General features: G+C 73.9%; 23 protein-coding genes. 13 read left to right on the top strand and 10 right to left on the bottom strand.

The annotated features are described in order from the left end of the window. Window positions 1-38 precede the first annotated feature (38 nt). On the top strand, window positions 39-2,789 hold the full coding sequence (locus KUM03_RS23765) for a SpoIIE family protein phosphatase/ATP-binding protein (protein ID WP_217251311.1): 2,751 nt from the start codon (window positions 39-41) through the stop codon (window positions 2,787-2,789). 127 nt (window positions 2,790-2,916) lie between these two features. Continuing rightward, on the top strand, window positions 2,917-3,756 hold the full coding sequence (locus tag KUM03_RS23770) for a chitosanase (RefSeq protein ID WP_217251312.1): 840 nt from the start codon (window positions 2,917-2,919) through the stop codon (window positions 3,754-3,756). A 39-nt stretch (window positions 3,757-3,795) separates the two neighbouring features. Here the strand turns inward: KUM03_RS23770 and KUM03_RS23775 are convergent, their stop codons facing one another. Further along, entirely contained in the window at window positions 3,796-3,969 is a 174-nt protein-coding gene (locus KUM03_RS23775) for a CsbD family protein (RefSeq protein WP_210958280.1), read from the bottom strand. Window positions 3,970-4,124: 155 nt separating this feature from the next. Here KUM03_RS23775 and KUM03_RS23780 point away from each other — a divergent pair, with 155 nt between their 5' ends. Continuing rightward, window positions 4,125-4,271, top strand: coding sequence for a hypothetical protein (locus KUM03_RS23780; protein ID WP_107063994.1), 147 nt, complete (start codon window positions 4,125-4,127; stop codon window positions 4,269-4,271). Window positions 4,272-4,296: 25 nt separating this feature from the next. Here the strand turns inward: KUM03_RS23780 and KUM03_RS23785 are convergent, their stop codons facing one another. Next, window positions 4,297-5,766, bottom strand: a complete 1,470-nt coding sequence (locus KUM03_RS23785; RefSeq protein ID WP_217251313.1) for an MFS transporter — start codon at window positions 5,764-5,766, stop codon at window positions 4,297-4,299. A gap of 221 nt (window positions 5,767-5,987) precedes the next feature. On the opposite strand from KUM03_RS23785, the gene KUM03_RS23790 reads away from it, so the two are divergent. After that, window positions 5,988-7,352 carry an FAD-dependent oxidoreductase gene (locus KUM03_RS23790; protein ID WP_217251314.1) on the top strand — a complete coding sequence of 455 codons (1,365 nt, stop codon included), beginning with the start codon at window positions 5,988-5,990 and terminating at the stop codon, window positions 7,350-7,352. Between the two features lie 95 nt (window positions 7,353-7,447). Here KUM03_RS23790 and KUM03_RS23795 read toward each other — a convergent pair whose 3' ends face one another. From KUM03_RS23795 to KUM03_RS23810, 4 genes are read right to left on the bottom strand one after another with little or no spacing between them, the layout of a single operon-like run. Next, window positions 7,448-7,822, bottom strand: a complete 375-nt coding sequence (locus KUM03_RS23795) for a hypothetical protein (protein ID WP_217251315.1) — start codon at window positions 7,820-7,822, stop codon at window positions 7,448-7,450. Window positions 7,823-7,864: 42 nt separating this feature from the next. Further along, window positions 7,865-8,389, bottom strand: a complete 525-nt coding sequence (locus KUM03_RS23800) for a roadblock/LC7 domain-containing protein (protein ID WP_217251316.1) — start codon at window positions 8,387-8,389, stop codon at window positions 7,865-7,867. Window positions 8,390-8,427: 38 nt separating this feature from the next. Continuing rightward, the gene (locus KUM03_RS23805) at window positions 8,428-9,204 is read right to left on the bottom strand and encodes a hypothetical protein (protein WP_217251317.1); all 777 of its coding nucleotides are present in this window, start codon (window positions 9,202-9,204) and stop codon (window positions 8,428-8,430) included. A 14-nt stretch (window positions 9,205-9,218) separates the two neighbouring features. After that, on the bottom strand, window positions 9,219-9,614 hold the full coding sequence (locus tag KUM03_RS23810) for a hypothetical protein (RefSeq protein WP_217251318.1): 396 nt from the start codon (window positions 9,612-9,614) through the stop codon (window positions 9,219-9,221). 349 nt (window positions 9,615-9,963) lie between these two features. On the opposite strand from KUM03_RS23810, the gene KUM03_RS23815 reads away from it, so the two are divergent. After that, the gene (locus tag KUM03_RS23815) at window positions 9,964-11,040 is read left to right on the top strand and encodes a YihY/virulence factor BrkB family protein (RefSeq protein ID WP_217251319.1); all 1,077 of its coding nucleotides are present in this window, start codon (window positions 9,964-9,966) and stop codon (window positions 11,038-11,040) included. A 38-nt stretch (window positions 11,041-11,078) separates the two neighbouring features. Beyond that, window positions 11,079-11,402: a hypothetical protein gene (locus tag KUM03_RS23820; RefSeq protein ID WP_217251320.1), complete on the top strand. Its 324-nt coding sequence runs from the start codon at window positions 11,079-11,081 to the stop codon at window positions 11,400-11,402. A 21-nt stretch (window positions 11,403-11,423) separates the two neighbouring features. Here KUM03_RS23820 and KUM03_RS23825 read toward each other — a convergent pair whose 3' ends face one another. Further along, window positions 11,424-12,218 (bottom strand): SDR family NAD(P)-dependent oxidoreductase, encoded by a 795-nt coding sequence (locus tag KUM03_RS23825; RefSeq protein WP_217251321.1) that lies wholly within the window; start codon window positions 12,216-12,218, stop codon window positions 11,424-11,426. A gap of 194 nt (window positions 12,219-12,412) precedes the next feature. Between KUM03_RS23825 and KUM03_RS23830 the strand changes: the two genes are divergently transcribed. The 4 genes from KUM03_RS23830 to KUM03_RS23845 all read left to right on the top strand — a co-directional run bounded on the left by KUM03_RS23830 (window position 12,413) and on the right by KUM03_RS23845 (window position 17,353). Beyond that, complete coding sequence (locus KUM03_RS23830) at window positions 12,413-13,561, top strand: hypothetical protein (RefSeq protein WP_217251322.1); 1,149 nt, start codon at window positions 12,413-12,415, stop codon at window positions 13,559-13,561. 83 nt (window positions 13,562-13,644) lie between these two features. Then, window positions 13,645-14,205 (top strand): (2Fe-2S)-binding protein, encoded by a 561-nt coding sequence (locus tag KUM03_RS23835; RefSeq protein ID WP_217251439.1) that lies wholly within the window; start codon window positions 13,645-13,647, stop codon window positions 14,203-14,205. Further along, window positions 14,206-15,198 carry a xanthine dehydrogenase family protein subunit M gene (locus tag KUM03_RS23840; RefSeq protein WP_217251323.1) on the top strand — a complete coding sequence of 331 codons (993 nt, stop codon included), beginning with the start codon at window positions 14,206-14,208 and terminating at the stop codon, window positions 15,196-15,198. A gap of 25 nt (window positions 15,199-15,223) precedes the next feature. Then, window positions 15,224-17,353, top strand: coding sequence for a xanthine dehydrogenase family protein molybdopterin-binding subunit (locus KUM03_RS23845; protein WP_217251324.1), 2,130 nt, complete (start codon window positions 15,224-15,226; stop codon window positions 17,351-17,353). A 103-nt stretch (window positions 17,354-17,456) separates the two neighbouring features. Here KUM03_RS23845 and KUM03_RS23850 read toward each other — a convergent pair whose 3' ends face one another. Then, window positions 17,457-18,950 carry a hypothetical protein gene (locus tag KUM03_RS23850; RefSeq protein WP_254399819.1) on the bottom strand — a complete coding sequence of 498 codons (1,494 nt, stop codon included), beginning with the start codon at window positions 18,948-18,950 and terminating at the stop codon, window positions 17,457-17,459. A gap of 206 nt (window positions 18,951-19,156) precedes the next feature. Between KUM03_RS23850 and KUM03_RS23855 the strand changes: the two genes are divergently transcribed. The 3 genes from KUM03_RS23855 to tgmB all read left to right on the top strand — a co-directional run bounded on the left by KUM03_RS23855 (window position 19,157) and on the right by tgmB (window position 20,797). Then, window positions 19,157-19,480 (top strand): DUF1232 domain-containing protein, encoded by a 324-nt coding sequence (locus KUM03_RS23855; protein WP_217251325.1) that lies wholly within the window; start codon window positions 19,157-19,159, stop codon window positions 19,478-19,480. Between the two features lie 119 nt (window positions 19,481-19,599). Beyond that, a complete protein-coding gene (gene tgmA / locus KUM03_RS23860) occupies window positions 19,600-19,791 on the top strand; it encodes a putative ATP-grasp-modified RiPP (RefSeq protein ID WP_073728776.1) in 192 nt (63 codons plus the stop codon). Between the two features lie 16 nt (window positions 19,792-19,807). Beyond that, on the top strand, window positions 19,808-20,797 hold the full coding sequence (tgmB, locus tag KUM03_RS23865; protein WP_217251326.1) for an ATP-grasp ribosomal peptide maturase: 990 nt from the start codon (window positions 19,808-19,810) through the stop codon (window positions 20,795-20,797). Window positions 20,798-20,819: 22 nt separating this feature from the next. On the opposite strand, the gene KUM03_RS23870 is transcribed toward tgmB, so the two are convergent. Both KUM03_RS23870 and KUM03_RS23875 read right to left on the bottom strand, forming a co-directional pair. Continuing rightward, window positions 20,820-21,038, bottom strand: coding sequence for a hypothetical protein (locus tag KUM03_RS23870; RefSeq protein WP_217251327.1), 219 nt, complete (start codon window positions 21,036-21,038; stop codon window positions 20,820-20,822). A 106-nt stretch (window positions 21,039-21,144) separates the two neighbouring features. Then, entirely contained in the window at window positions 21,145-21,654 is a 510-nt protein-coding gene (locus tag KUM03_RS23875; RefSeq protein ID WP_217251328.1) for a hypothetical protein, read from the bottom strand. Between the last annotated feature and the right edge of the window lie 32 nt (window positions 21,655-21,686).

Below are 21,686 nucleotides of genomic sequence, written 5' to 3' on the forward strand. Positions count from 1 at the left end.
CCTCGCCTCCTCGGGCCCGGCAGTGTAGACATGGGCACATGGTCCGACTGATGGGTCGATCGGGAGAGCGGTCACCCCGTCGTCCCAGCGGTTCGCTCGCCCGGGTCCGGCGAGACGCGGACCGGTCACGGCGAGGGGCGGGCGCGGGACGGCGAGGACGCGCGGCGGCGCTGCGCTCCATGCTGTCCGGGCGCAGCGTCGCCGGCCAGGTCTTCGCCATGAACGTGTTCATCGTGCTGCTGCTCGTGGTGGCGGCGGCGGTGGCGCTGGTGCTCCAGGTGCGGCACGACAGCGAGGTGGAGGCCCGCAACCGGTCCGTCGCGGTGGCCGCGACATTCGCCAACTCCCCGGGCATCCGCGAAGCCCTGCGCAGCCCCGACCCCACGGCGGTGCTCCAGCCCCGGGCCGAGGCGGCGCGCAAGGCGACGGGCGTGGACTTCATCGTCGTCATGAACACCGAGGGCATCCGCTACACCCATCCCAAACCGGACCGCATCGGCAAGGAGTTCGTGGGCACCATCGCCCCCGCGCTGAACGGGGAGACGGTGACCGAGCAGGTCGACGGGACCATCGGCCCGCTCGTGCAGGCCGTCGTGCCCGTCGAGACGCCGGACGGCGAGGTCGTGGGCCTGGTGTCGGCCGGCATCACGACGGAGAACGTGGGCGGCGCCGCCGAGCGGCAGCTGCCGCTGGTGCTGATCGTGGCGGGCGTCGGCCTGGCCCTGGCGACGGCGGGCACCGCGCTGGTCAGCCGGCGGCTGCTGCGGCAGACGCACGGTCTGGGGCCGCACGAGATGACCCGGATGTACGAACACCACGACGCCGTCCTGCACAGCGTCCGGGAGGGCGTGCTCATCGTCGGCCCCGACGGCCGGCTGCTGCTCGCCAACGACGAGGCGCAGCGCCTGCTCGACCTGCCCGCCGACGCCGAGGGACGGCAGGTCGGCGAACTGGGCCTGCCGGACGACACCGCGGAGCTGCTGGCCTCCGGCCGGGTCGCCACCGACGAGGTGCACCTGGTCAAGGACCGGCTGCTGGCGGTCAACCAGCGCCCCACGGACATCCGCGGCGGCCCCGCCGGAAGCGTCACCACGCTCCGGGACTCGACGGAGCTGCGGGCGCTGTCCGGGCGGGCCGAGACCGCCCGCGAACGCCTCGACATCCTGTACGCCGCCGGTGTGGGCATCGGCACCAGCCTGGACGTCACCCGCACCGCCGAGGAACTGGCCGAGCTGGCCGTGCCCCGGTTCGCGGACTACGTCAGCGTGGACCTGTACGACGCCGTGCTGGCGGGCGGCCAGCCGGGGAGCGCGACCCCGCTGAGCCGCGCCGCGCTCAGCGGCATCCGCGAGGAGGTCCCGCTCTACCCGGTCGGCAGGCAGCTCCGCTTCGTGGCCTCCTCCCCGCAGGGCCGCTCCCTGGAGACGGGCCGCCCCGTGCTCGAACCCCGGCTGGGCGAGGCCCCGGGCTGGCAGGCACAGGACCTGGAACGCTCCGCACAGGTGGTGGAGTACGGCGTCCACTCGCTGATCACCGTGCCGCTGCGGGCGGGCACCCTGGTGCTCGGGGTGGTCAGCTTCTGGCGTTCGGAGAAACCCGAGCCCTTCGACGAGGACGAGCTGACGCTCGCCGAGGAACTGGTCGCGCGGGCCGCGGTCTCGATCGACAACGCGCGCCGCTACACCCGCGAGCACAGCATGGCGGTCACCCTCCAGCGCAGTCTGCTGCCGCGCCGGATGCCCGAGCAGAACGCCCTGGACGTCGCCTACCGGTACCTGCCGGCGCAGGCGGGGGTCGGCGGCGACTGGTTCGACGTGCTGCCGCTGTCGGGAGCGCGGGTGGCCCTCGTGGTGGGCGACGTCGTCGGCCACGGGCTGCACGCGGCGGCCACCATGGGGCGGCTGCGGACGGCGGTGCACAACTTCACGTCGCTCGACCTGCCGCCCGACGAGCTGCTCGGCCTGCTCGACGAGCTGGTCGGCCGCATCGACCAGGACGAGGCCGCCGACGACAGCGCTCCGGTCACCGGCGCGACCTGCCTCTACGCCATCTACGACCCCGTCTCCCGGGTCTGTGTGCTGGCCCGCGCGGGGCATCCGCCGCCGGCGCTGATCCGGCCCGACGGCACCGTGGAGTTCCCGGAGGTGCCCGCCGGGCCGCCGCTGGGCCTGGGCGGCCTGCCGTTCGAGACGACCGAGCTGCGCCTGGCCGAGGGGAGCCGGCTGGTGCTGTACACCGACGGGCTGGTCGAGACCCGGGAACACGACATCGACGTCGGCCTGGAGCATCTGCGCCGGGCGCTGGAGACGGCCGGTCAGTCGCCGGAGGAGACCTGCCGGACCGTCCTCGACGCGCGGCTCCCGGACCGGCCGGGCGACGACATCGCCCTGCTCGTCGCCCGCACCCACGCGCTCGGCCCCGACCGGGTCGCCGAGTGGCAGGTCCCCAACGACCCGGCGGCGGTCGGCGAGATCCGCTCCCAGGTCACCCGGCGGCTGGCCGAATGGGGGCTGGACGAGCTGGCGTTCACGACCGAGCTGATCCTCAGCGAGCTGGTCACCAACGCGATCCGGTACGGCGGGGAGACCGTCCAGGTCCGGATGGTGCGGGACCGGAGCCTGATCTGCGAGGTGTTCGACAGCAGCAGCACCTCGCCGCACCTGCGGTACGCCGCCATGACGGACGAGGGCGGGCGCGGCCTCTTCCTCGTCGCGCAGCTCGCCGAGCGCTGGGGCACGCGGTACACGCCGGCCGGCAAGGTCATCTGGGCGGAGCAGCCGGTGCCCTGACGGGGCGTCGGCGTCCGTCTCCGTAACGGTTTCGCGCACGGTGGGTACCCGGCACGCCCGTCATCTGGTAGGAAACTTTCCTATCAGTGCCAGGCATTCCCGACCCCCCACCACACCTGGAGATTCCGTGAGGCACCCGTTCCCCGATCCGGCGCGTCCCGCAGGCACCTCGCGCCGTACCGTGCTCGCCGTGGCATGCGCGTCCCTGGCGACGGTTCCCTTCCTGACACCCGAGCGGGCCTCGGCGGCCGTGCGCGCGCCGGGCCTCGACGACCCGGCGAAGAAGGAGATCGCCATGCGGCTGGTGTCGAGCGCGGAGAACTCCTCGCTCGACTGGAAGGCGCAGTACCAGTACATCGAGGACATCGGCGACGGCCGCGGCTACACCGCCGGCATCATCGGCTTCTGTTCCGGCACCGGCGACATGCTCGACCTGGTGGAGCTCTACACCGCCCGCCGGCCCGGCAACGTGCTCGCGCCCTATCTGCCGGCGCTGCGCGCGGTCGACGGCTCGGACTCGCACGAGGGTCTCGACCCGGGGTACCCCGGCGACTGGCGCCGGGCCGCCCGCGATCCGGAGTTCCGCCGGGCGCAGGACGACGAGCGCGACCGCGTCTACTTCGGCCCTGCCGTACGGCAGGGGAAGGCGGACGGGCTGCGGACACTCGGGCAGTTCGCGTACTACGACGCGATCGTCATGCACGGCGGCGGCAACGACCGTCTGAGCTTCGGCAGTATCCGTGACCGGGCGCTGCGCCGGGCCCGGCCGCCGGCCCGGGGCGGCGACGAGGTGGCGTACCTGCACGCCTTCCTGGACGAGAGGGTGTGGGCCATGGAGCAGGAGGAGGCGCACAGCGACACCAGCCGGGTCGACACGTCGCAACGCGTCTTCCTGAACGAGGGCAACCTGGACCTCGACCCGCCCCTGGACTGGCACGTGTACGGGGACGCCTACCACATCGGCTGACCCCGCCGCCGGGCACGACGCCCTTCGTGGGCTCCGGTGTCAGTGCCGGAACGTGTCCTTGCCCTTCTCCTTGGCCTGCCGGGCGTCGCCCTTGGACTGCTCGGCGCGGCCCTCGGCCGTCATGCGCTCGTTGCCGGCGGCCCGGCCGGCCGCTTCCTTGGCCTTCCCCTTGGCCTGTTCCATCTTGGCCTTGGACTTCTGGTTGCCGGCCACAGTGCTCACCTCTCGGCGTTCGCTTGCGATGTCCTGCGCCCTGCGGGTCGCCCGGCGCGGCCGGATCAAACCCGGCGGCGGCCCACGGGGTGAGCGGGCGAGGGCGGGGTAGGCGGTCGGACAGGAAGGACCCGTCGTCGACTCGGAGGAACGTCATGGCCGGAGTACTGGACCGGATCAAGCGGTTCGCGCGCAGCCCGCAGGGCCGCCGGGCGACGGAGCAGGTGCGCAGGGCGGCGGCGGACCCGCGTCGCCGTGCCCAGGCCCAGCAGATGCTGCGGAAGTTCGGCAAGCGGCGCTGAGCGGCCACTCCACCGGGGCGGCGCTTCAGCCCTGGCCCGCGTGAGTGTGACTGTGGGACCGCTCGGGCGGGCAGCGTCCGGCGCGGCCCGCGCGGTCCCGCCGCCAGTCGAGGACCGCGACGGTCAGCGCACACAGCATGGCGGCGACACCGGAGCCGACCGACAGGGCCACCGCCTCGTGGTAGTCGTCGTGGGTGGCGTTCAGCGTCAGGTAGAACAGCCCCGGCAGCGCGGCGGTGCCGACGGCGCCGCCCAGCCGCTGGCCCGTCTGCAGGGCGCCCCCGGCGGCGCCCGCCATCCGCACCGGGACGTCCCGCAGCGTCATCGTGATGTTCGGGGAGATCACACAGCCGCTGCCCAGGCCGCCGACCAGCAGGGCCGGGGCCGCGAACCACACCGCCCGGTCGGAGGGCGCGAGCCACAGCACCACGGCGGTGGTGCCCAGTCCCGCCATGACGGCCACCAGCCCCCAGACCGTCAGCAGCCGCCCCAGCCGCTCGACCAGCCGGCCCGCCACGGCCGCGGCGGCGGCGGAACCCACGGCGAACGGCGTCACCGCCAGGCCGGACATGAGCGGCGAGTAGCCGAGGCCGTTCTGGAAGAAGAGCGCGAAGACCAGCCACACGCCGCTGAACCCGACGAAGTACAGGGCGGCCAGGCCCGCGCCGGTGGCGTAGCCGCGGGTCTCGGTGAGCAGGCCGGGGTCCAGCAGCGGCTCCCCGTCGCGGCGGGCGATCCGCCGTTCCCAGCGCACGAAGGCGGCCAGCAGGACCAGCCCCGCCGGGAACAGCCACCACACCCTGGCGACCCCGCCGCCCTCGGCGAGCACCAGCGGCAGCATCAGGGCCAGGATGCCGGCGCCCAGGAGCAGGACTCCCACGGGGTCCAGCCGCCCCCGGCCGCCGGGGGCGACCCGGGGCAGGAGACGGAGGCCGAGCACGAAGGCGAGGGCGCCGACCGGCACGTTGACGTAGAAGATCCAGCGCCAGCCCCCGGAGCCCGCCAGGGCCAGGATCAGTCCGCCGACGACCGGCCCCACCGCGCTGGAGACACCGACGGTCGCGCCGAAGAGCCCGAAGGCGCGGCCGCGCTCCGTGCCCCGGAACAGTTGCTGGATGAGCGCCGAGTTCTGCGGCGCGATGCTGCCCGCGGCGACCCCCTGGGCGAGCCGCGCGACGACCAGGAGTTCGATGCCGGGCGCGGCCCCGGCCGCGGCGCTGCAGACGACGAAGGCGGCCAGTGCGACGAGGAAGACACGGCGCCTGCCGAACGTGTCGCCGACCCGACCGGCGGTGACCAGCGTCAGGGCGAACGCGAGGGCGTAGCCGGACACGACCCACTGCACCGACGCCGCCGAGGCGTTCAGCTCACGTTGCATGGACGGCAGGGCGACCGCGACGATCGTGACGTCCAGCAGGGTCATGAAACCGGCGACCAGCGTCACCCACAGGGCCCGCCACCGGTTCGGATCCGGGTGGTCGTCCGGACGGTGCACCGGGGGCTCCCCTCGTGAGGTGACGCGATCGCCTGCCTCACGCCTTGGTCACCCGTGACCGGTGGTTCAAACTTCGGTCCACCCCCGGGGCAAAGTCAGGCCATGACATCCCATAAGATCGACTTATGGGCTCATAGACCGGACCCGCGTACCGACTTAGGCTTGCCTTAGCTTAGGCTTCCCCAAGAGTCGATCTGTCACCGCTCGAAGGGAACCTGAACATGCCCCGCCCTCTGCGGGTAGCCATCGTCGGATCCGGCCCGGCCGGGATCTACGCCGCCGACGCCCTGCTCAAGTCCGAGGTGGCCGCCGACCCCGGTGTGTCCATAGACATCTTCGAGCGCATGCCCGCCCCGTTCGGACTGATCCGGTACGGCGTCGCCCCCGACCACCCGCGGATCAAGGGCATCATCACGGCCCTGCACCAGGTGCTCGACAAGCCGCAGATCCGTCTCTTCGGCAACGTCGACTACCCGACCGACATCAGCCTGGACGACCTGCGCGCCTTCTACGACGGTGTGATCTTCGCCACGGGCGCCACGGCCGACCGGGCGCTGCCGATCCCCGGCATCGACCTCGACGGCTCCTACGGTGCCGCCGACTTCGTCGCCTGGTACGACGGCCACCCCGACTTCCCGCGCACCTGGCCGCTGGAGGCGGAGAAGGTCGCCGTCCTCGGTGTCGGCAACGTCGCCCTCGACATCGCGCGCGTCCTCGCCAAGACGGCCGACGAGCTGCTGCCGACCGAGATCCCGCCGAACGTCTACGAAGGCCTGAAGGCCAACAAGGCGCTCGAGGTCCACGTCTTCGGCCGCCGCGGCCCGGCGCAGGCGAAGTTCAGCCCGATGGAGCTGCGGGAGCTGGACCACTCCCCCAACATCGAGGTCATCGTCGACCCCGAGGACATCGACTACGACGACGGCTCGATCGCCACCCGGCGCGGCAACAAGCAGGCCGACATGGTCGCCAAGACCCTGGAGAACTGGGCGATCCGCGACGTCGGCGACCGGCCGCACAAGCTGTTCCTGCACTTCTTCGAGTCGCCCTCGGAGATCCTCGGCGAGGACGGCAAGGTCGTCGGCCTGCGCACCGAGCGCACCGAGCTGGACGGCACCGGCAACGTCAAGGGCACCGGCGAGTTCAAGGACTGGGACGTCCAGGCCGTCTACCGGGCCGTGGGCTACCTGTCCGACCAGCTGCCCAAGCTGCCCTGGGACATCGACTCGGGCACGGTCCCGGACGAGGGCGGACGCGTCATCCAGGAGTCCGGCGAGCACCTGCGGTCGACGTACGTCACCGGCTGGATCCGGCGCGGCCCGGTCGGTCTGATCGGCCACACCAAGGGCGACGCCAACGAGACGGTCGCCAACCTGCTGGCGGACTACGCGGGCGGCCGGCTGCAGACGCCCGCCTCTCCGGAGCCGGAGGCCGTGGACGCCTTCCTCGCCGAGCGGAACGTCCGCTTCACCACCTGGGACGGCTGGTACCAGCTCGACGCCGCGGAGAAGGCGCTGGGCGAGCCGCAGGGGCGCGAGCGCGTGAAGCTCGTCGAGCGTGAGGACATGCTCCGGGAGAGCGGCGCCTGAGCCGTCCGGGAGTGCGCGGGCGTGGGCCCGGGACGAGGGAGTTCCCTTCGTCCCGGGCCCACGCCCGTCGGTCCGGGTGCGCCGTGTGTTCGGGCTCAGACCTCCAGTTCGTTCTCGATCCGGCGCAGCTGGTGGCGGGCCATCGCCAGGTTGGCGCGGCTCGCGTCGAGCACCAGATAGAGGAACAGCCCGTTGCCGCCGCGGCCCTTGAGCAGGCGGATCATGTGGTACTGGCTGTTCAGGGTGATGAGGATGTCCTCGATCTCCTCCTTCAGGCCGAGCAGTTCCATGGTGCGGAGCTTGGCGCGCACGACGTCGGTGTTGCCGGCGGCGGCCACTTCCAGGTTGAACTCCTTGGTGCCGCCCAGGGTGCCGAGGGCCATGCCGCTGGTGTAGTCGACCAATGCGGCGGCCGACGCTCCGTCGATGGCGCTGAGGCATTCCTTGAGCGAGGTCTCCAGGTTGGCCATGCGTGCTTCCTTTCCGGACGTGATCGGTGCGTGATCGGTTGATCAGGTCGGTCGGCGGTGGCCGCCGGCCTGCGGGCTGGGTCGGTGTGCGGGCCGCTGCGGGGTGCGTACCGGCAGGGTCCCGATGGGGCGGTCCGTCTCCGCGGCCGCGGGGGCGACGCGCTCGGCGGGCGCGGTGCGGGCGCGGTCCTGGCCGATGCGGTCGGCGACCAGCTCCCCGATCCGCGCGCCGCTGCGCCGGCCCTCCAGGTGCAGCCGGCCCACGTTGACCCGGCCGTCGGCGAGCAGGGTGAGCACGGCGGCCGGACCGGCGGCGTAGGTGGCGACGTAGCCGTCCGCGCCGCGCAGCAGCAGTTCGCGGAAGCCGCCGCGCGCGGTGGCCTCGGCCATGCGCTGCGCGACGCCGAGGGCGGCGGCGGTGAGCGCGGCGAGCCCCTCCGGTTCGGTCTCCGGCGCGTCGTGGGCCAGGACGAGTCCGTCGACGGTGGCCGCGAGCGAGCCGGTCAGCTGGGGCACGCGGCCTCGCAGTCGGTGCAGTTCGTCCAGCACGTCGCTCTCGACGGCCATGAGCAGTCTCCTTTCGGCACGCTGACGGCGCGCGCGGATCACAGGGCCTCCAGGGCGTCTCGGAGCCGTCGCAGCAGGGCGGTGTCCGGGTCGTCCCACACGACCCCGCCCGGGTCGGCCGCCGGGGAGGACGGTGCGGGTGCGGGCGGCGCCGGGGTGACGAGACCGGCGGCGGCCAGGCGGCGCAGTTCGACGAGGGTGTGGTACGTGCGGCAGGCGAGCGCCGAGGCGATCTCGGCGGCGGTGCGGACGCCGTCGACCTGCGTCAGGGCCCGGCTGCGCCGCACCGGCAGAGCCGCGGCGCGGGCGTCGGACACCCGGGTGAGGGGGGCGGTGTCGATGGCGGCGTCCGGCCAGATGCGGTCCAGCAGGGCGCGTCGGCGTCCGGTCTCGCGGACCACGACGTCCACGGGCACGGACCGGACCGCGCCGAGCCAGTGCACGGCGCCGGGCCGGAAGCGGTGGGCGCGCGTGTCGTGGGCTAGGACGAAGTAGGCGGCGTCGAACAGCGCGCCCAGGTGGCAGACCTCCAGCGCCCCGGCGGCGAGCCGGCCGCTGTCCACGAGCCGGTGTCCGACCCGGTGCTGGGTCCCGCCCCGGTCGACCGCGTCCCACCAGCCGTCGGGCTCCACGGCGCCGCTGCGGGTGAGCAGCGCCCCGAGGTCGGGGGTGAAGGCGGACTCCACCTGTACGACGCGGCCCGCCGACAGGTAGACGATGCCCCGCTCGCCCGACAGGGCACCCGTCGCCCCCTCGGCCGCGAGCGCCCGCAGCGCCGCCGACGTCGTCTCGTGCGCGGTCCACGTGGTCGTCACCCTGGTCACCCTCGTCACCCGAGCACCAGACGATCCGCCATCTCGGCCAGCCGGATGCGGGCCAGGGCGAGGTTCCCGTCGCCCCGGTCCAGCCACAGGTGGAGGAAGACGGTGCTGTCGAAGGGGGTGCTGACGAACCGGAGCAGGTGGTAGGAATCGGCGGTGGTGGCGATCAGGTCCTCGACCGCCGGTTCCTTGTCCGGCTCGGCGGCACCGCCGGCGCCCAGGGAGCCGTGCTCCGCGACGTGCCGGGCCAGTTCGGCGGTCTCCGCCGCGGTCGCCTCCCAGTCACCGCCCGGCGCGTCGCCGACGGCACCCAGGGCGAGTCCGCTGATCCAGTCGACCAGCGACGCGCCCCGCACACCGGGCAGCCGCATGGCTTCCACCAGACTCTCGTCGATTCCGGGCACGCCGGATCCCCTCCCCCTGCACGGCTGTACCGCGAACGTGACGCCGAGACTACGGAAAGTGCACGCATCTGGTGAGCGCTTTGGCATTTTCCAGAGGAACGTGCGCGCGCTGCGGCATACTGCGGTATTTCGGCCGCGCGGCGGCCCGGCGGACGGGAGTGGTGCGGGCAGACCCGCCCCGATGCGGATGGTGGGCGGGCCTGTCCGCGACGGCCATGGTGACGACGGCGTGCCGTGGCGGACCACGGGTGAACGGGGCCGGCTTCGGGTGCGGCCCGCGCGCCCGGCACGTTTCCCGCGCACGGGTGCTCGAGTGCTTGGGTACGGCGTGGCGGGCAACCCGGGGGCCATGGACCGACCGCACCTCCCCCGCCGCGGGGCGCACGCCAAGGACGACACGGCGGACGCGGACCGCTCGCCGGACCGGACGGAGTCCGAGGACTACGGTCCGGACGCCGCCACCGAGCGTGCCGCGCCCGATTCCCCCACCAAGTTGGAGAAACGCTCGTGGTCCGCGCTGCTGCGGCGCGTCGTCTCCGAGTTCAAGGACGACGAGCTGACCGACCGCGCCGCCGCCCTCACCTACTACGGCATCCTTTCGCTCTTCCCGGCCCTGCTGGTACTGGTCTCCCTGCTCGGGATCGCCGGGCAGTCGGCCACCCAGGAGATCCTGGACAACATCCAGAAGCTCGCGCCCGGCGCCGCGCGGGACGTCATCACCAACGCGGTGGAACAGCTGCAGGCCAAGGCCGGTCTGGGTTCCGTGCTGGCGGTGGTCGGCCTGGTCGGCGCGATCTGGTCGGCGTCCGGCTACGTGGCCGCGTTCATCCGCGCCGCGAACGCGGTGTACGACGTGCCCGAGGGGCGCCCGGTGTGGAAGGTGCTGCCGCTACGGGTGGCGCTGACCGTGGTGCTGCTGGTGCTCGCCGTGATCAGCGCGCTCATCGTCGTCTTCACCGGCAGCCTGGCCCAGCAGGCGGGCACCGCGCTCGGTGTCGGCGACACCGCGATGACGGTGTGGACGTACGCCAAGTGGCCGGTGCTCGTCGTTCTCGTCACCCTGATGATCGCGATCCTGTACTGGGCCACCCCCAACGCACGGGTCAGGGGCTTCAAGTGGATCACGCCGGGCAGCCTGCTCGCCCTGCTGATCTGGCTGGTGGCCTCCGTGGGCTTCGCCTTCTACGTGGCGAACTTCGGCTCGTACAACAAGACGTACGGCACCCTGGCGGGCGTCATCATCTTCCTGGTGTGGCTGTGGGTGACGAACCTGGCCATCCTCTTCGGCCTGGAGTTCGACGCCGAGCTGGCGAGGCAGCGGGTGATCGACGGCGGCCATCCGCCGGACGAGGAGCCCTACGTCGAGCCGCGCGACACCCGGGCGTGGGACGAGGCCGACCGACGGCGCGCGTCGCCGGACGAGTGACGCCACATGGCCCGTCCCGGCAGGGGTACGCGGACGCCATGACTGACGGCAGGGCACCAGAGGACCAGGACGCGGCCCGGGCCGCCGAGCGGGAGGAGAAGGAGCGCGCCGAGGCCCGCCCCTTCGACTACCGGTACCCGGAACGGCACGCCAACGTGCGCGCCACCCGGCACATCAGCCGTGAGGAGGCCGACGCGGACAGCGTCCCGGGCGTGCCCGGCGGCTACGGCACCACCGGCGGCGGACAGCCCGGCGGCCGGAGCACACCCGTGCCGGGCAGGGAGCAGCCCGACGAGTCCGGCGTCACGGAGACCGCCGGCGGGCGCGAGCCCCGCCCGGACCAGGAGGACGGCGAGCGCTAGACGGCGTCCCGCACACCGCCCCTACGGCAGGATCGAATCGACGTATCCGCCGTCGACGCGGACGGCCGCTCCCGTGGTGGCGGAGGCCTGGGGCGAGCTCAGGTACACCACGAGGTTGGCGATCTCCTCGGGCTCGATCAGCCGCTGGAGCAGCGACTGCGGGCGGTGCTCGCGCATGAAGGCTCGCTGGGCCTCGTCCCAGGGGAGGTCGCGGTCGACGAGCTGGTACACGAAGTCCTCGACGCCCTCGGTGCGGGTCGGCCCCGCGATGACGGAGTTGACGGTGACGCCGCTGCCGGCCGCCTCCTTGGCGAAGCCGCGGCTCACCGCGAGGAGGGCCGTCTTGGAGACCCCGTAGTGGATCATCTCGGCCGGGATCACGACGGCCGAGTCACTCGCGATGTACAGCACCCGGCCCCAGCCCCGTTCCCTCATCCGGGGGAGATGGGCGCGTGTCAGCCTGACGCCCGCGAGGACGTTGATCTCGAAGTAGCGGCGCCACTCGGCGTCGCTGATCTCCAGCGCGGGCACGGCGCCGAAGACGCCGAGATTGTTCACGAGGATGTCCACGTCGGGCAGCGTCTCCAGGGCCCGCTCCGCGCCCTCCTCGGTGCCGAGATCGGCCGCCACCGGCACGAACGCGCCGTCCGGCACCTCGGCCCGCAGTCTCCCGACGCTCTCCTCCAGGCGGCCGGCGTCGCGTCCGTTGACGCCCACCGTGGCACCGGCCCGGGCCAGGCCGGCGGCGATCGCCGCGCCGATGCCCTGCGAGGAGCCCGTCACCAGTGCGGTCCGCCCGCCGAGGTCGAGGTTCATCGGTTCGCTCCCTGTCGTGCCGTACGGTCGGTCCTCGTGCTCCTGCCCACCCTCGCGCACGGCGCACCCGGAACCCCGCCGACGCCACCGCGCACCGCGCCCCGCCCCGCCCGGTCGGCGGACCCCGGGTGCTCTCGGCTGACCTGCGGCGACGATACTTGCCTTTGTCCGTGCCCCTGCTTCCCGATGGACTCATGCCGACCTCTTCCGCCGCCCGCCCCTCGACTCCACCCACGCTGTGGTCCGCCCGCGGCCGCCACGTCGGATCCGCGGCCGAGGACACCGTCCGGGACCACCTCCAGCGGCTGAAGGACGGCCATGCCGTCGACGACTTCCTGGAGCTGCCCGACGAGCCCCCGGAGCAGACCGCCGGTGTCCGGGTCTTCGAGGCCCGCTGGAAGGCCCCGGGGCCCGTCACCGTGCGGGCCAGGCTGATCCTGTCGCCCCCTTCGGCCGGCGGTCAGGAGTGGACGCTGCTGGCGGAGGCCGAGGCGGCCTGGGACAACGCCTGGCCCTCCCCCGCCACCGTGTTCTGGCCCGACGACCCGGACGTCACCTGGGACCGGGACATCGCCACGGGTCTGCGGCTGCGGGGCATCAACACCCTCCCGGACGACGACAAGGCCGTACGCCGGCTGCTCAAGGACGCCGGGCGCAGTCCGTGGAACATCCACGTCGTCGTGCACGAGGCGATGACCCCGGACCACCGGGGCCGGGTGCCGCTGGCGGACCGGCTGCCGCCCGGCCTGCGGCATCGCGTGGTCGAGCACCGCGCCGCACCCCAGCAGCTGCGGGTGGTGAACTGGGCGCTGGAGGACTTCGGCGTCCAGGTGCCGCGCGGCGGTGCCGCGGTGCTGCCCGGCACACCGGCCCCGGACGGCTACGAGGCCCGGGACTTCTCCGTGCGCACCGTGTTCCTGGACGGGTCCGAGCCGGCCGGCCTGATCGCCGCGGTGACGTCGTTCGACAAACTGGCGCGGCCGCTGACGGCCGACGGGGAGGACGCCCTCACCGCGCTGCGGGAGGACTGGCGGCTGCTGACCATGGCCGAGGAACTGGAGCGCGAGCGCAAGCTGGTGGCCATGTACGCCGAGGCCCTGGAGGCCATGACGCAGTCCCGAGACCTTTACCGGGAGGCGGCCGAGAGCGCGGCCGAGGCCCTGGCCGCCTACCGGGAGTCCGCCAAAGCCCTCCCGGCCGGGCCGGCGCCGTCCGAGCCGCCGGCGTCCCCGTTCCGGGGGCTGACCCGCACGCTGGAACGGTTCCGGGGCGGCGGCCGGGCCCCGCGTCCCGCACCCGGCCAGGACGGCGCGGGGGGAGCCTCGGGCGGCACCGGGGACTGAGGGCACCCTCACGTGTCAGGCGGCGGTAGGTGGATACGCGGACCGCACAGCCGTACGGCCCGTCCCGGAAGGTCATCGACGCCATGGACAGCCAGCACGAGGGCACCGCCCCCGCCTCCCCGCCCCCGACGTCCCGGTCGGACACCACGCTCCGCGTCAACGGCAAACCGCACACCCTCACCGTCGACCACCGCCGCGTACTGCTGGACCTGCTGCGGGAGGACCTCGGTCTCGCGGGTGCCAAGAAGGGCTGCGACCACGGGCAGTGCGGCGCCTGCACGGTCCTGGTGGACGGGCGGCGCGTCAACAGCTGCCTGCTGTTCGCCGTCGCCCTGGACGGCTGCGAGATCACCACCGTCGAGGGCCTCGCCGGGGACGGCGAGGAACTGCACCCCATGCAGCGGGCGTTCCTGGAACGCGACGCCTTCCAGTGCGGGTACTGCACACCGGGGCAGATCTGCTCCGCGGTCGGCGTGCTCGCCGAGGCGGCGGCCGGGCACCCGTCCCACGTCACCGACCCGCAGGCCCCCTCCGGCGAGCCGGTCCCGCTGGTCCGCGACGAGATCCGGGAGCGGCTGAGCGGCAACATCTGCCGGTGCGGGGCCTACCCGCGCATCGCCGACGCGGTCGAGGACGTGATCTGAGTGCAGCCCTTCGCCTACGTACGGGCCGGCAGCGTCGAGGAGGCCACCGACGCGTTCGCCGCCCACCCCGGCGCCCGCTACCTCGGCGGCGGCACCAACCTCGTCGACCTGATGAAGCTCGGCGTGGAGACGCCCGCCGCCCTCGTCGACGTCACCCGGCTGCCGCTGGACACGGTGGAGGAACTGCCCGACGGTTCGCTGCGGGCCGGGGCCATGGTGCGCAACAGCGACCTCGCGGCCCATCCCGCCGTCCGCGACCGCTACCCCGCGCTGTCGCAGGCGTTGCTGGCGGGCGCCTCGGGGCAGTTGCGCAACGCCGCCACCACGGGCGGCAACCTGTTGCAGCGCACCCGCTGTCCCTACTTCCAGGACCTGTCCAAGCCCTGCAACAAGCGGGAACCCGGCACGGGGTGCGGCGCCCTGGAGGGTGTGCACCGCGACCACGCGGTGCTCGGCCACTCCGAGCAGTGCATCGCCACCCACCCCTCGGACATGGCGGTGGCGCTCGCCGCCCTCGACGCCCGGGTGGAACTGCACGGCCCCGAGGGCACCCGGAGCGTGCCCGCCGCCGACTTCCACCGCCTGCCCGGTATGCACCCGGAGCGGGACACGGAGATCCGTCCCGGCGAGCTGATCACCGGCGTGGTCCTGCCCGCCGCCACCGCCGGGCTGCCCTCGGCATATCGCAAGGCCCGCGACCGGGCGTCGTACGCCTTCGCCCTGGCCTCGGTCGCCGTGGTGCTGCACATGGCGGACGGAGTGGTCGACCGTGCCGGGATCGCCTTCGGCGCGCTGGCGCACCGGCCCTGGCGGGCGCGGCGGGCCGAGGACGCGCTGGTGGGCGCGGCGCCCACCACGGCGGCCTTCGAGCACGCCGTCGACCTGGAACTGGCCGCGGCCGAACCGTTGCGGGACAACGCCTACAAGGTGCCGCTGGCCCGCCGGCTGGCCCTGGACGTACTGGGCCGGCTCGCGCCGCCCGCCACCACCTGATCCGGCGTCCACGAGGAGGACCCCCATGACCGGCACCGAAACCGTCCTGGGCGCTCCGGCCGAGCGCCGGGAGGGGCGGGAGAAGGTCACCGGCACCGCCCGGTACGCCGCAGAATACGACGCCCCCGGCCGGGCTCAGGCCTGGCCGGTGCCGGCCGCCGTGGCTCGGGGCCGGGTGACCGGCGTCGACACCGCGCCCGCGCTCGCCCTGCCCGGCGTGCTCGCGGTGCTCACGCACGAGAACGCGCCCCGGCTCGCCGACCCGGAGGACCCTACGCTGGCCGTGCTGCAGAGCCCGCACGTCCCGCACCGGGGCTGGTTCGTGGGCCTGGTGGTCGGCGAGACGCTGGAGGCGGCACGGGCCGGCGCCGCGGCCGTACACGTCACGTACGAGTCGGAGGAGCACGACGTGACGCTCACCGCCGACCATCCGGAGGCGTACGTCCCCGACTCGGCCAACGGCGGGTTCCCGGCCGTCACCGAACACGGGGACGCCGCAGCGGCGTTCGCGTCGGCGAAGACCCGGCTGGACGTCGAGTACCGGGTCCCGCCGCTGCACAACCACCCGATGGAGCCGCACACCAGTACCGCGTGGTGGGAGGACGGCCGGCTGACGGTGCACTCCTCCAGCCAGGGCACCACCGCCGTACGCGCGGAACTGGCCCGGATGTTCGAACTGCCCGGGGACCGGGTCACGGTCCTCGCCGAGCACGTGGGCGGCGGCTTCGGGTCCAAGGGCACGCCCCGCCCCGACGTGGTGCTGGCCGCGCTGGCGGCGCGGGTGACCGGACGGCCGGTCACCGTGGCGCTGCCGCGCCGCTACCTGCCCGCCGTCGTCGGACACCGCGCGCCGACCCTGCACCGGCTGCGGCTCGGCGCCGGCGCCGACGGCCGGCTCACCTCCCTGACGCACGAGGTGACGACGCACACCTCCCGGGTGAAGGAGTTCGTGGAGCAGGCGGCCGTCCCCGCCCGGGTCATGTACGCCGCGCCCGCCCTGCGCACCGCGCACCGCGTCGCGCGGCTGGACGTGCCCACCCCGTCCTGGATGCGCGCCCCCGGCGAATGCCCCGGCATGTACGCGCTCGAGTCCGCGATGGACGAACTGGCCACCGGGCTCGGCATCGACCCGGTGGAGCTGCGGATCCGCAACGAGCCGGAGACCGAACCGGACAGCGGCAAGCCCTTCAGCAGCCGGAACCTGGTGGAGTGCCTGCGCGAGGGCGCCCGCCGCTTCGGCTGGCAGGACCGTGATCCGCGCCCGGGGTCCCGCACTGCCGGGCCGCTGCTGATCGGCAGCGGGGTGGCCGCGGCCACGTACCCGGTGCTGGTGTCGCCGTGCACGGCCTCCGCGCGGGCCCTGCCCGATGGCGGCTTCCTGGTCCGGGTCAACGCCACCGACATCGGCACCGGCGCCCGCACGGTCTGCGCCCAGATCGCGGCCGACGCCCTCGGTGCGCCCCTGGACCGGGTGCGCGTCGAAGTCGCCGACAGCGGCATCGGGTTCGCGCCGATGGCCGGCGGCTCCTCCGGCACCGCCTCCTGGGGGTGGGCCGTGCACGAGGCGTGTGTGCGGCTGACCGGCCGGCTCGCCGGGCATTCGGGGCCGCTGCCCGACGGGGGCGTCACCGCCGACGCCGACACCTCCGGCACCGCGGACGCCGAGAGCCCGTACGCGCGGCACGCGTTCGGCGCGCACTTCGCCGAGGTCACCGTGGACACGGTCACCGGTGAGGTGCGGGTGACGCGGCTGCTGGGGGTGTTCGCGGCGGGACGCATCCTCAACGCCCGTACCGCCCGCTCCCAGTTCGTCGGCGGCATGACGATGGGGCTGGGCATGGCGCTGACCGAGGACAGCACGGTGGACCCGGCGTTCGGCGACTTCACCGAGTCCGACCTCGCCTCCTACCACGTGCCCGCGCACGCCGACGTGGCGGACGTGGAGGCGTACTGGGTCGACGAGGCGGACGCCCACCTCAATCCGATGGGCAGCAAGGGGATCGGTGAGATCGGCATCGTCGGCTCGGCGGCGGCCGTCGGCAACGCCGTCCACCACGCCACCGGCATCCGCTTCCGGGAACTCCCGCTCACTCCGCACCGGGTGCTCACCGCCCTGCTCGAGCACGAGCACCCCGCGGGCATGCTGGGCGTGTGAGCGCACGGCCCGTGGTCCGCGCCGGGTGCCGGCGCGGACCACGGGTGTGTGCGGGGGCGGTCGAGCGGTCGTGCCGCGGTGGGGGTGGCCGGTGACCGTCCCGTCAGTCCGCGAGGCGGCTCGCCCGGGGCATCGGGCCGGCCGGACGGCGCCTGGCGGGCACCTGCGAGGCCACCCGCACGCACAGGGCGGTCAGCGCGACCAGTGACGCCAGTACGGCGACCGCGACGGCGATCCGGGTGGGCGCCAGGGTGAGGTCCACGGCCCGGGACACCCGCGACGAGGGGGTGGCGCTGCCGTAGAGCTTGGCCGCGGCCAGCGCCGCCGGTGCGACGACCGCCGCGGCGAGCAGCGGCACGGCGGGCCGCACGGTCAGCAGCAGCGCCAGCAGCAGGCAGAGCGCGGACAGGCCGAGGGCGACTCCGTAGGCGCGTGCCGAGGCGTCGTTCTGGTGGAGCGGGAAGTAGGCCACGCCGCACCCGGCGAGGACGGCGACGGTGAGCCACACGGGCCAGGCGGGGCCTCGGTCGGCCCGGCGGGCGGAACGGTCGCGCCGCGCGGGTTCCTCGCCGTGGTTCCGGTCGCGTTCGTGGTCGCGGGCAGCGCGTGCCTCGTCGTGGTCGCGTCCCCGGCGGGCCGAGCGGGCGGTCCGGCGGCGTTCGCGGCCCCGGCGGTCCCCCGCCGCGAACACACCGGCCAGTCGGGCCGGGCGGGCGGGCGGCTCCTCGTCCTCGCGGTGGCCGTCGCCGTCGCCGTCCAGGGCCGCCCGCAGGTGCCGCGCGTCGGGCCGGTCCGGGCGCACCCGCCCGTCCTCGGCCAGGCGGCCGATCAGCTGCACCAGTTCCTCGACGGGGCGGCCGGTGGCGGCGGCCCGTACGGCCTCCTGGCCGCAGTGCGGTTCCAGGGGCGTGCGGTGGAGCAGTTCCATCAGCCGGGTCACGTCCTCCACCGAGCGGCACTCCGCCGCGGCCCGGATCGCCTCGTCGGCGCTGTCCGAGTTGCGCGGGGGCCGCGTCAGCAGGCCGACCAGCCGGGTGACGTCCTCCACCGAGCGGTTCACGCCGACCGCGCGGAGCGCGTCGATCGTGGCCTGCGCGTACTGAGGGGATCCCTCCAGCATCGTGATGAGGTCGACGACCTCCTCCAGCGGCCGGTCGGCCACGGCGGCGCGCACCAGGTCGCCGACGGGGTCGCCGTACTCGCGTACCGGCTCGTCGCGCACCACGTCGTCGTGGGCGGCGGAGTCCTGGTCGAACACTTCCCGGTCGAGTACGTCGGGGTCGAAGGCGTCCTGGTCGAAGAACTCCTCGGTGGTGTTCTCCTCGGGATGCGCGGCGGCCTCCTCGCGCGCGGGGTCTCGGGGAGCGGGCTGCGGGACGGGCTCCTGAGGGGCGAAGTCGGGCTCCCGGTGGACCGGTTCGCCGGGGGCGGGCGAGCGGGCGGCCGAGGGGCGGGCGCCCGGTGTGCCGGCGTCGGGCCGCGCGCCCGGCGCACGCACCGGGTACGTTCCGGTGCCGGCGGTCGTCTCCCCGGTGGGCAGGTCCACGGCGGATATGGCGTATTCGGGCGAACGGGGTGAGGAAGATCCGGTGGTCATGATCTCTCCGTGTGGTGAGGGTGCGGCCGCCCTGCGTCCCCGACATGCGACACGCGCTGTGTGCTGACCATTACTAAGCACGTCCACCGCGGCGTGCCACCGGAGTGGGCCACAGGGATGAGAGACCGGGCGCCAGGGACTTGCCGGCCTCCCGAACGGGCATCCGGAAGGCAAGGCGCCTGCCGCACAGCATGAGGAGGGGCGGGGTGGACACGACCACAGTGGTGATCATCGCGGCGGTGACGCTCGCGGTGGCGGTCCTCGCGACGGCGGTGGCCGTGCTGGTGCGGCTGGTCCGCACCCGGCGGGATCTGGAACGGGCGGGGCTGCCCACCGGTCCGCGGTGGGTCTTCTGGGGCGCCGTCCTCTATTTGGTGCTGCCGGCGGACCTGTTGCCCGACCCGGTCTACCTGGACGACGTCGGGGTGCTGCTCCTCGCGCTGCGCTCCGCGCGCGGCCCTCTCGGCGGCCGGCGGGGCGCCGAGGACCGGCGGCGGGACGCCGGTCCGCGCGGTGACTACGCAGCGTAAGGAAACCAATCACCCGTTCGATTCGTATAAGTCTCTGGAAGCCGAAGGAAGTCGGCGGACCAGGCGACGCCGCGACCGGGCCGTCGTCTGATCGGCGCAGCACCGACTAGGGAGAGACGATGCAACCGTTCGCGCTCAACTACGCACGGCCCGCAGTGGAGTTGGAAGCCACAACTCCCTACGTCTACGACTCCGGGCTGCAGTTGAACGTGCTCCTGGACGGGCGGGTGGCCGCCGGTGACCACGCGCTGCTGAGAGAGCTGGGGACCACGACCTCCACCGCGGGGTCGAAGACTCACTTCGACGACTGAACACGGGCCGTCGCACATGACCGTTCTGATCCTGACCTGTGAAGAGGACGTCACCGCGGACATGGTGGTCGTCCACCTGAACGCGTCGGGAGTCCCGGTGGTCCGCCTGGACCCCGCCGATCTCACCGGTTCCGTCGCACTCTCCGGCGAGTTCGTGCACGGCTCCTTCCGGGGACATCTGTCCTCGGGGGGCCGGCTGGTGAGCATCGGCGGGCTGCGGTCCGTCTGGGTGCGCAGGCCGGGCGGTGCGGCCGCGCGGGCCGCCGAGCCCTCCGCGTGGCTGACCGAGGAGTCCGGGCAGGCGCTGTACGGCATGCTCCGCGACTGCGGGGCACGCTGGATGAACGATCCGGACGCCGCGCACCGGGCCCGGCACAAGCCCTGGCAGCTGCGCCTGGCCCAGCGGTGCGGGCTGCCGGTGCCGGCGACCCTGATCACGACGTTTCCGCGGGCCGCGCGCGAGTTCGCCGAGCGCTACCCGGACCTGGTGGTCAAGCCCGTCTCGGGCGCGCACCCGCAGGACCCGCCCCTGGCGGTGCCGACCAGCAGGGTTCCGCCCGAGGCCGATTTCTCCGCGGTCGCCCACGGCCCGACGCTGCTGCAACGGCGGGTCGCCAAACGCGCCGACATCCGGCTCACCGCCGTCGGCGAGGAACTGCTGGCCGCGCGGAAGGCGTCCCTCGCGTGCCCGGGGCCGGAGGAGGTCGTCGACGTCCGCTTCACGGCGTCCCCCGAGCCGTGGCGGCCCGCCGAGGTGCCGCCGCGCGTCGCCGAGGCCGTCCTCGCCTATCTCCGTGCGGCGCGGCTCGCCTACGGCGCCTTCGACTTCGCCGAGGACGCCGACGGCACCTGGTGGTTCCTGGAGTGCAACCAGTCGGGGCAGTTCGGCTTCGTCGAGGTGGACACGGGTCAGCCGATCGCCCGCACCCTCGCCGAGTGGCTGGCCCGCCCAGCTTCCGGGGAGCCGGTGGACGCGGGCGGTCCGGGCACGGCGGCCGTCGGGTGAGGTACCGGCGCGCGACGGCCCGTCAGTGCGGGCGGGGGCCGGGCAGCAGGGCGGCGGTGCGCTGCCAGCCGGCGCCCGGGGACGGCTGCCGTTCGGCGCCGGGCAGGTGACCGGGTGTCCGCAACGGGCGCATGACCACCTCCAGCTCCCTGCTCACGCGCTCGGCATCCCGTCGCACCTGGTCGGGGACGTCACCGCGTTCGGCGACGAGTCGGTCGTAGATGGGGGAATCCTGGAACACCCGTCAACGTGCCTTTCGTGTCGTCCGCCCCCGTACGGAGGCGCGACTGAGCAGTCTAGGCGTCCGTCCACCCGGCGGTGCGCATATGTCCGAAGGTGACGGCCGCTCAGGCGCCGGTCGTGGAACCCGGCCGGACGATCATGAGCACCGTCACAGTGGCCCACAGCAGGTTGAACAGACCGGTGAACATCGCCAGCCGGGCCGTCCTGGCGCGCTCGACGGGCCGCCGGCCGGTCAGGTCCGCCAGCAGTTCCTCCTGCCGCGGCAGGACGAGGGCGAGCAGGATGCCCGCCGCGGCCGCGGTCAGGGTGATGGACGCGATGAGCCACGCGTCCCCCAGCACGCCCATCGCCAAGGCCGTGGCGAGACCGAGGAGCGGTACCGCGATGCCGAGACCGGCGTAGACCCGGCAGATGCGGTGCAGCAGCCGGACGGTGCCCACGTCGGTGGCGTCCCCGGCACCGGCCGCGGTCGCGGTCTCTTCTCCGCCTGGGCCCACGGGCAGGGCCACCGCCGCCCGGCGGACGGCCGGCGGGAACATGCTGGCCGCGACGGTGACGGGGCCGATGGCGAGGATGGCGGCCAGGACGTGGAGGGACAGCAGGAACTTGGTCATCGGTCGGGGCTCCGGGAGGCGGGAGGGTCGAT

Source organism: Streptomyces sp. AC602_WCS936 (assembly GCF_019049125.1).
Taxonomy (GTDB): Bacteria; Actinomycetota; Actinomycetes; order Streptomycetales; family Streptomycetaceae; genus Streptomyces.

Excerpts from the sequence above, each read along its gene's own strand:
- KUM03_RS23850 (WP_254399819.1), bottom strand. The coding sequence starts at position 18,950 with ATGACCACCGGATCTTCCTCACCCCGTTCGCCCGAATACGCCATATCC.
- KUM03_RS23825 (WP_217251321.1), bottom strand. The coding sequence starts at position 12,218 with ATGAACCTCGACCTCGGCGGGCGGACCGCACTGGTGACGGGCTCCTCG.
- KUM03_RS23795 (WP_217251315.1), bottom strand. The coding sequence starts at position 7,822 with ATGGCCAACCTGGAGACCTCGCTCAAGGAATGCCTCAGCGCCATCGAC.
- KUM03_RS23835 (WP_217251439.1), top strand. The coding sequence starts at position 13,645 with ATGGACAGCCAGCACGAGGGCACCGCCCCCGCCTCCCCGCCCCCGACG.
- KUM03_RS23875 (WP_217251328.1), bottom strand. The coding sequence starts at position 21,654 with ATGACCAAGTTCCTGCTGTCCCTCCACGTCCTGGCCGCCATCCTCGCC.
- KUM03_RS23830 (WP_217251322.1), top strand. The coding sequence starts at position 12,413 with ATGCCGACCTCTTCCGCCGCCCGCCCCTCGACTCCACCCACGCTGTGG.
- KUM03_RS23820 (WP_217251320.1), top strand. The coding sequence starts at position 11,079 with ATGACTGACGGCAGGGCACCAGAGGACCAGGACGCGGCCCGGGCCGCC.
- KUM03_RS23765 (WP_217251311.1), top strand. The coding sequence starts at position 39 with ATGGTCCGACTGATGGGTCGATCGGGAGAGCGGTCACCCCGTCGTCCC.
- KUM03_RS23790 (WP_217251314.1), top strand. The coding sequence starts at position 5,988 with ATGCCCCGCCCTCTGCGGGTAGCCATCGTCGGATCCGGCCCGGCCGGG.
- KUM03_RS23800 (WP_217251316.1), bottom strand. The coding sequence starts at position 8,389 with ATGGCCGTCGAGAGCGACGTGCTGGACGAACTGCACCGACTGCGAGGC.
- KUM03_RS23845 (WP_217251324.1), top strand. The coding sequence starts at position 15,224 with ATGACCGGCACCGAAACCGTCCTGGGCGCTCCGGCCGAGCGCCGGGAG.
- KUM03_RS23815 (WP_217251319.1), top strand. The coding sequence starts at position 9,964 with ATGGACCGACCGCACCTCCCCCGCCGCGGGGCGCACGCCAAGGACGAC.
- KUM03_RS23780 (WP_107063994.1), top strand. The coding sequence starts at position 4,125 with ATGGCCGGAGTACTGGACCGGATCAAGCGGTTCGCGCGCAGCCCGCAG.
- tgmB (WP_217251326.1), top strand. The coding sequence starts at position 19,808 with ATGACCGTTCTGATCCTGACCTGTGAAGAGGACGTCACCGCGGACATG.
- tgmA (WP_073728776.1), top strand. The coding sequence starts at position 19,600 with ATGCAACCGTTCGCGCTCAACTACGCACGGCCCGCAGTGGAGTTGGAA.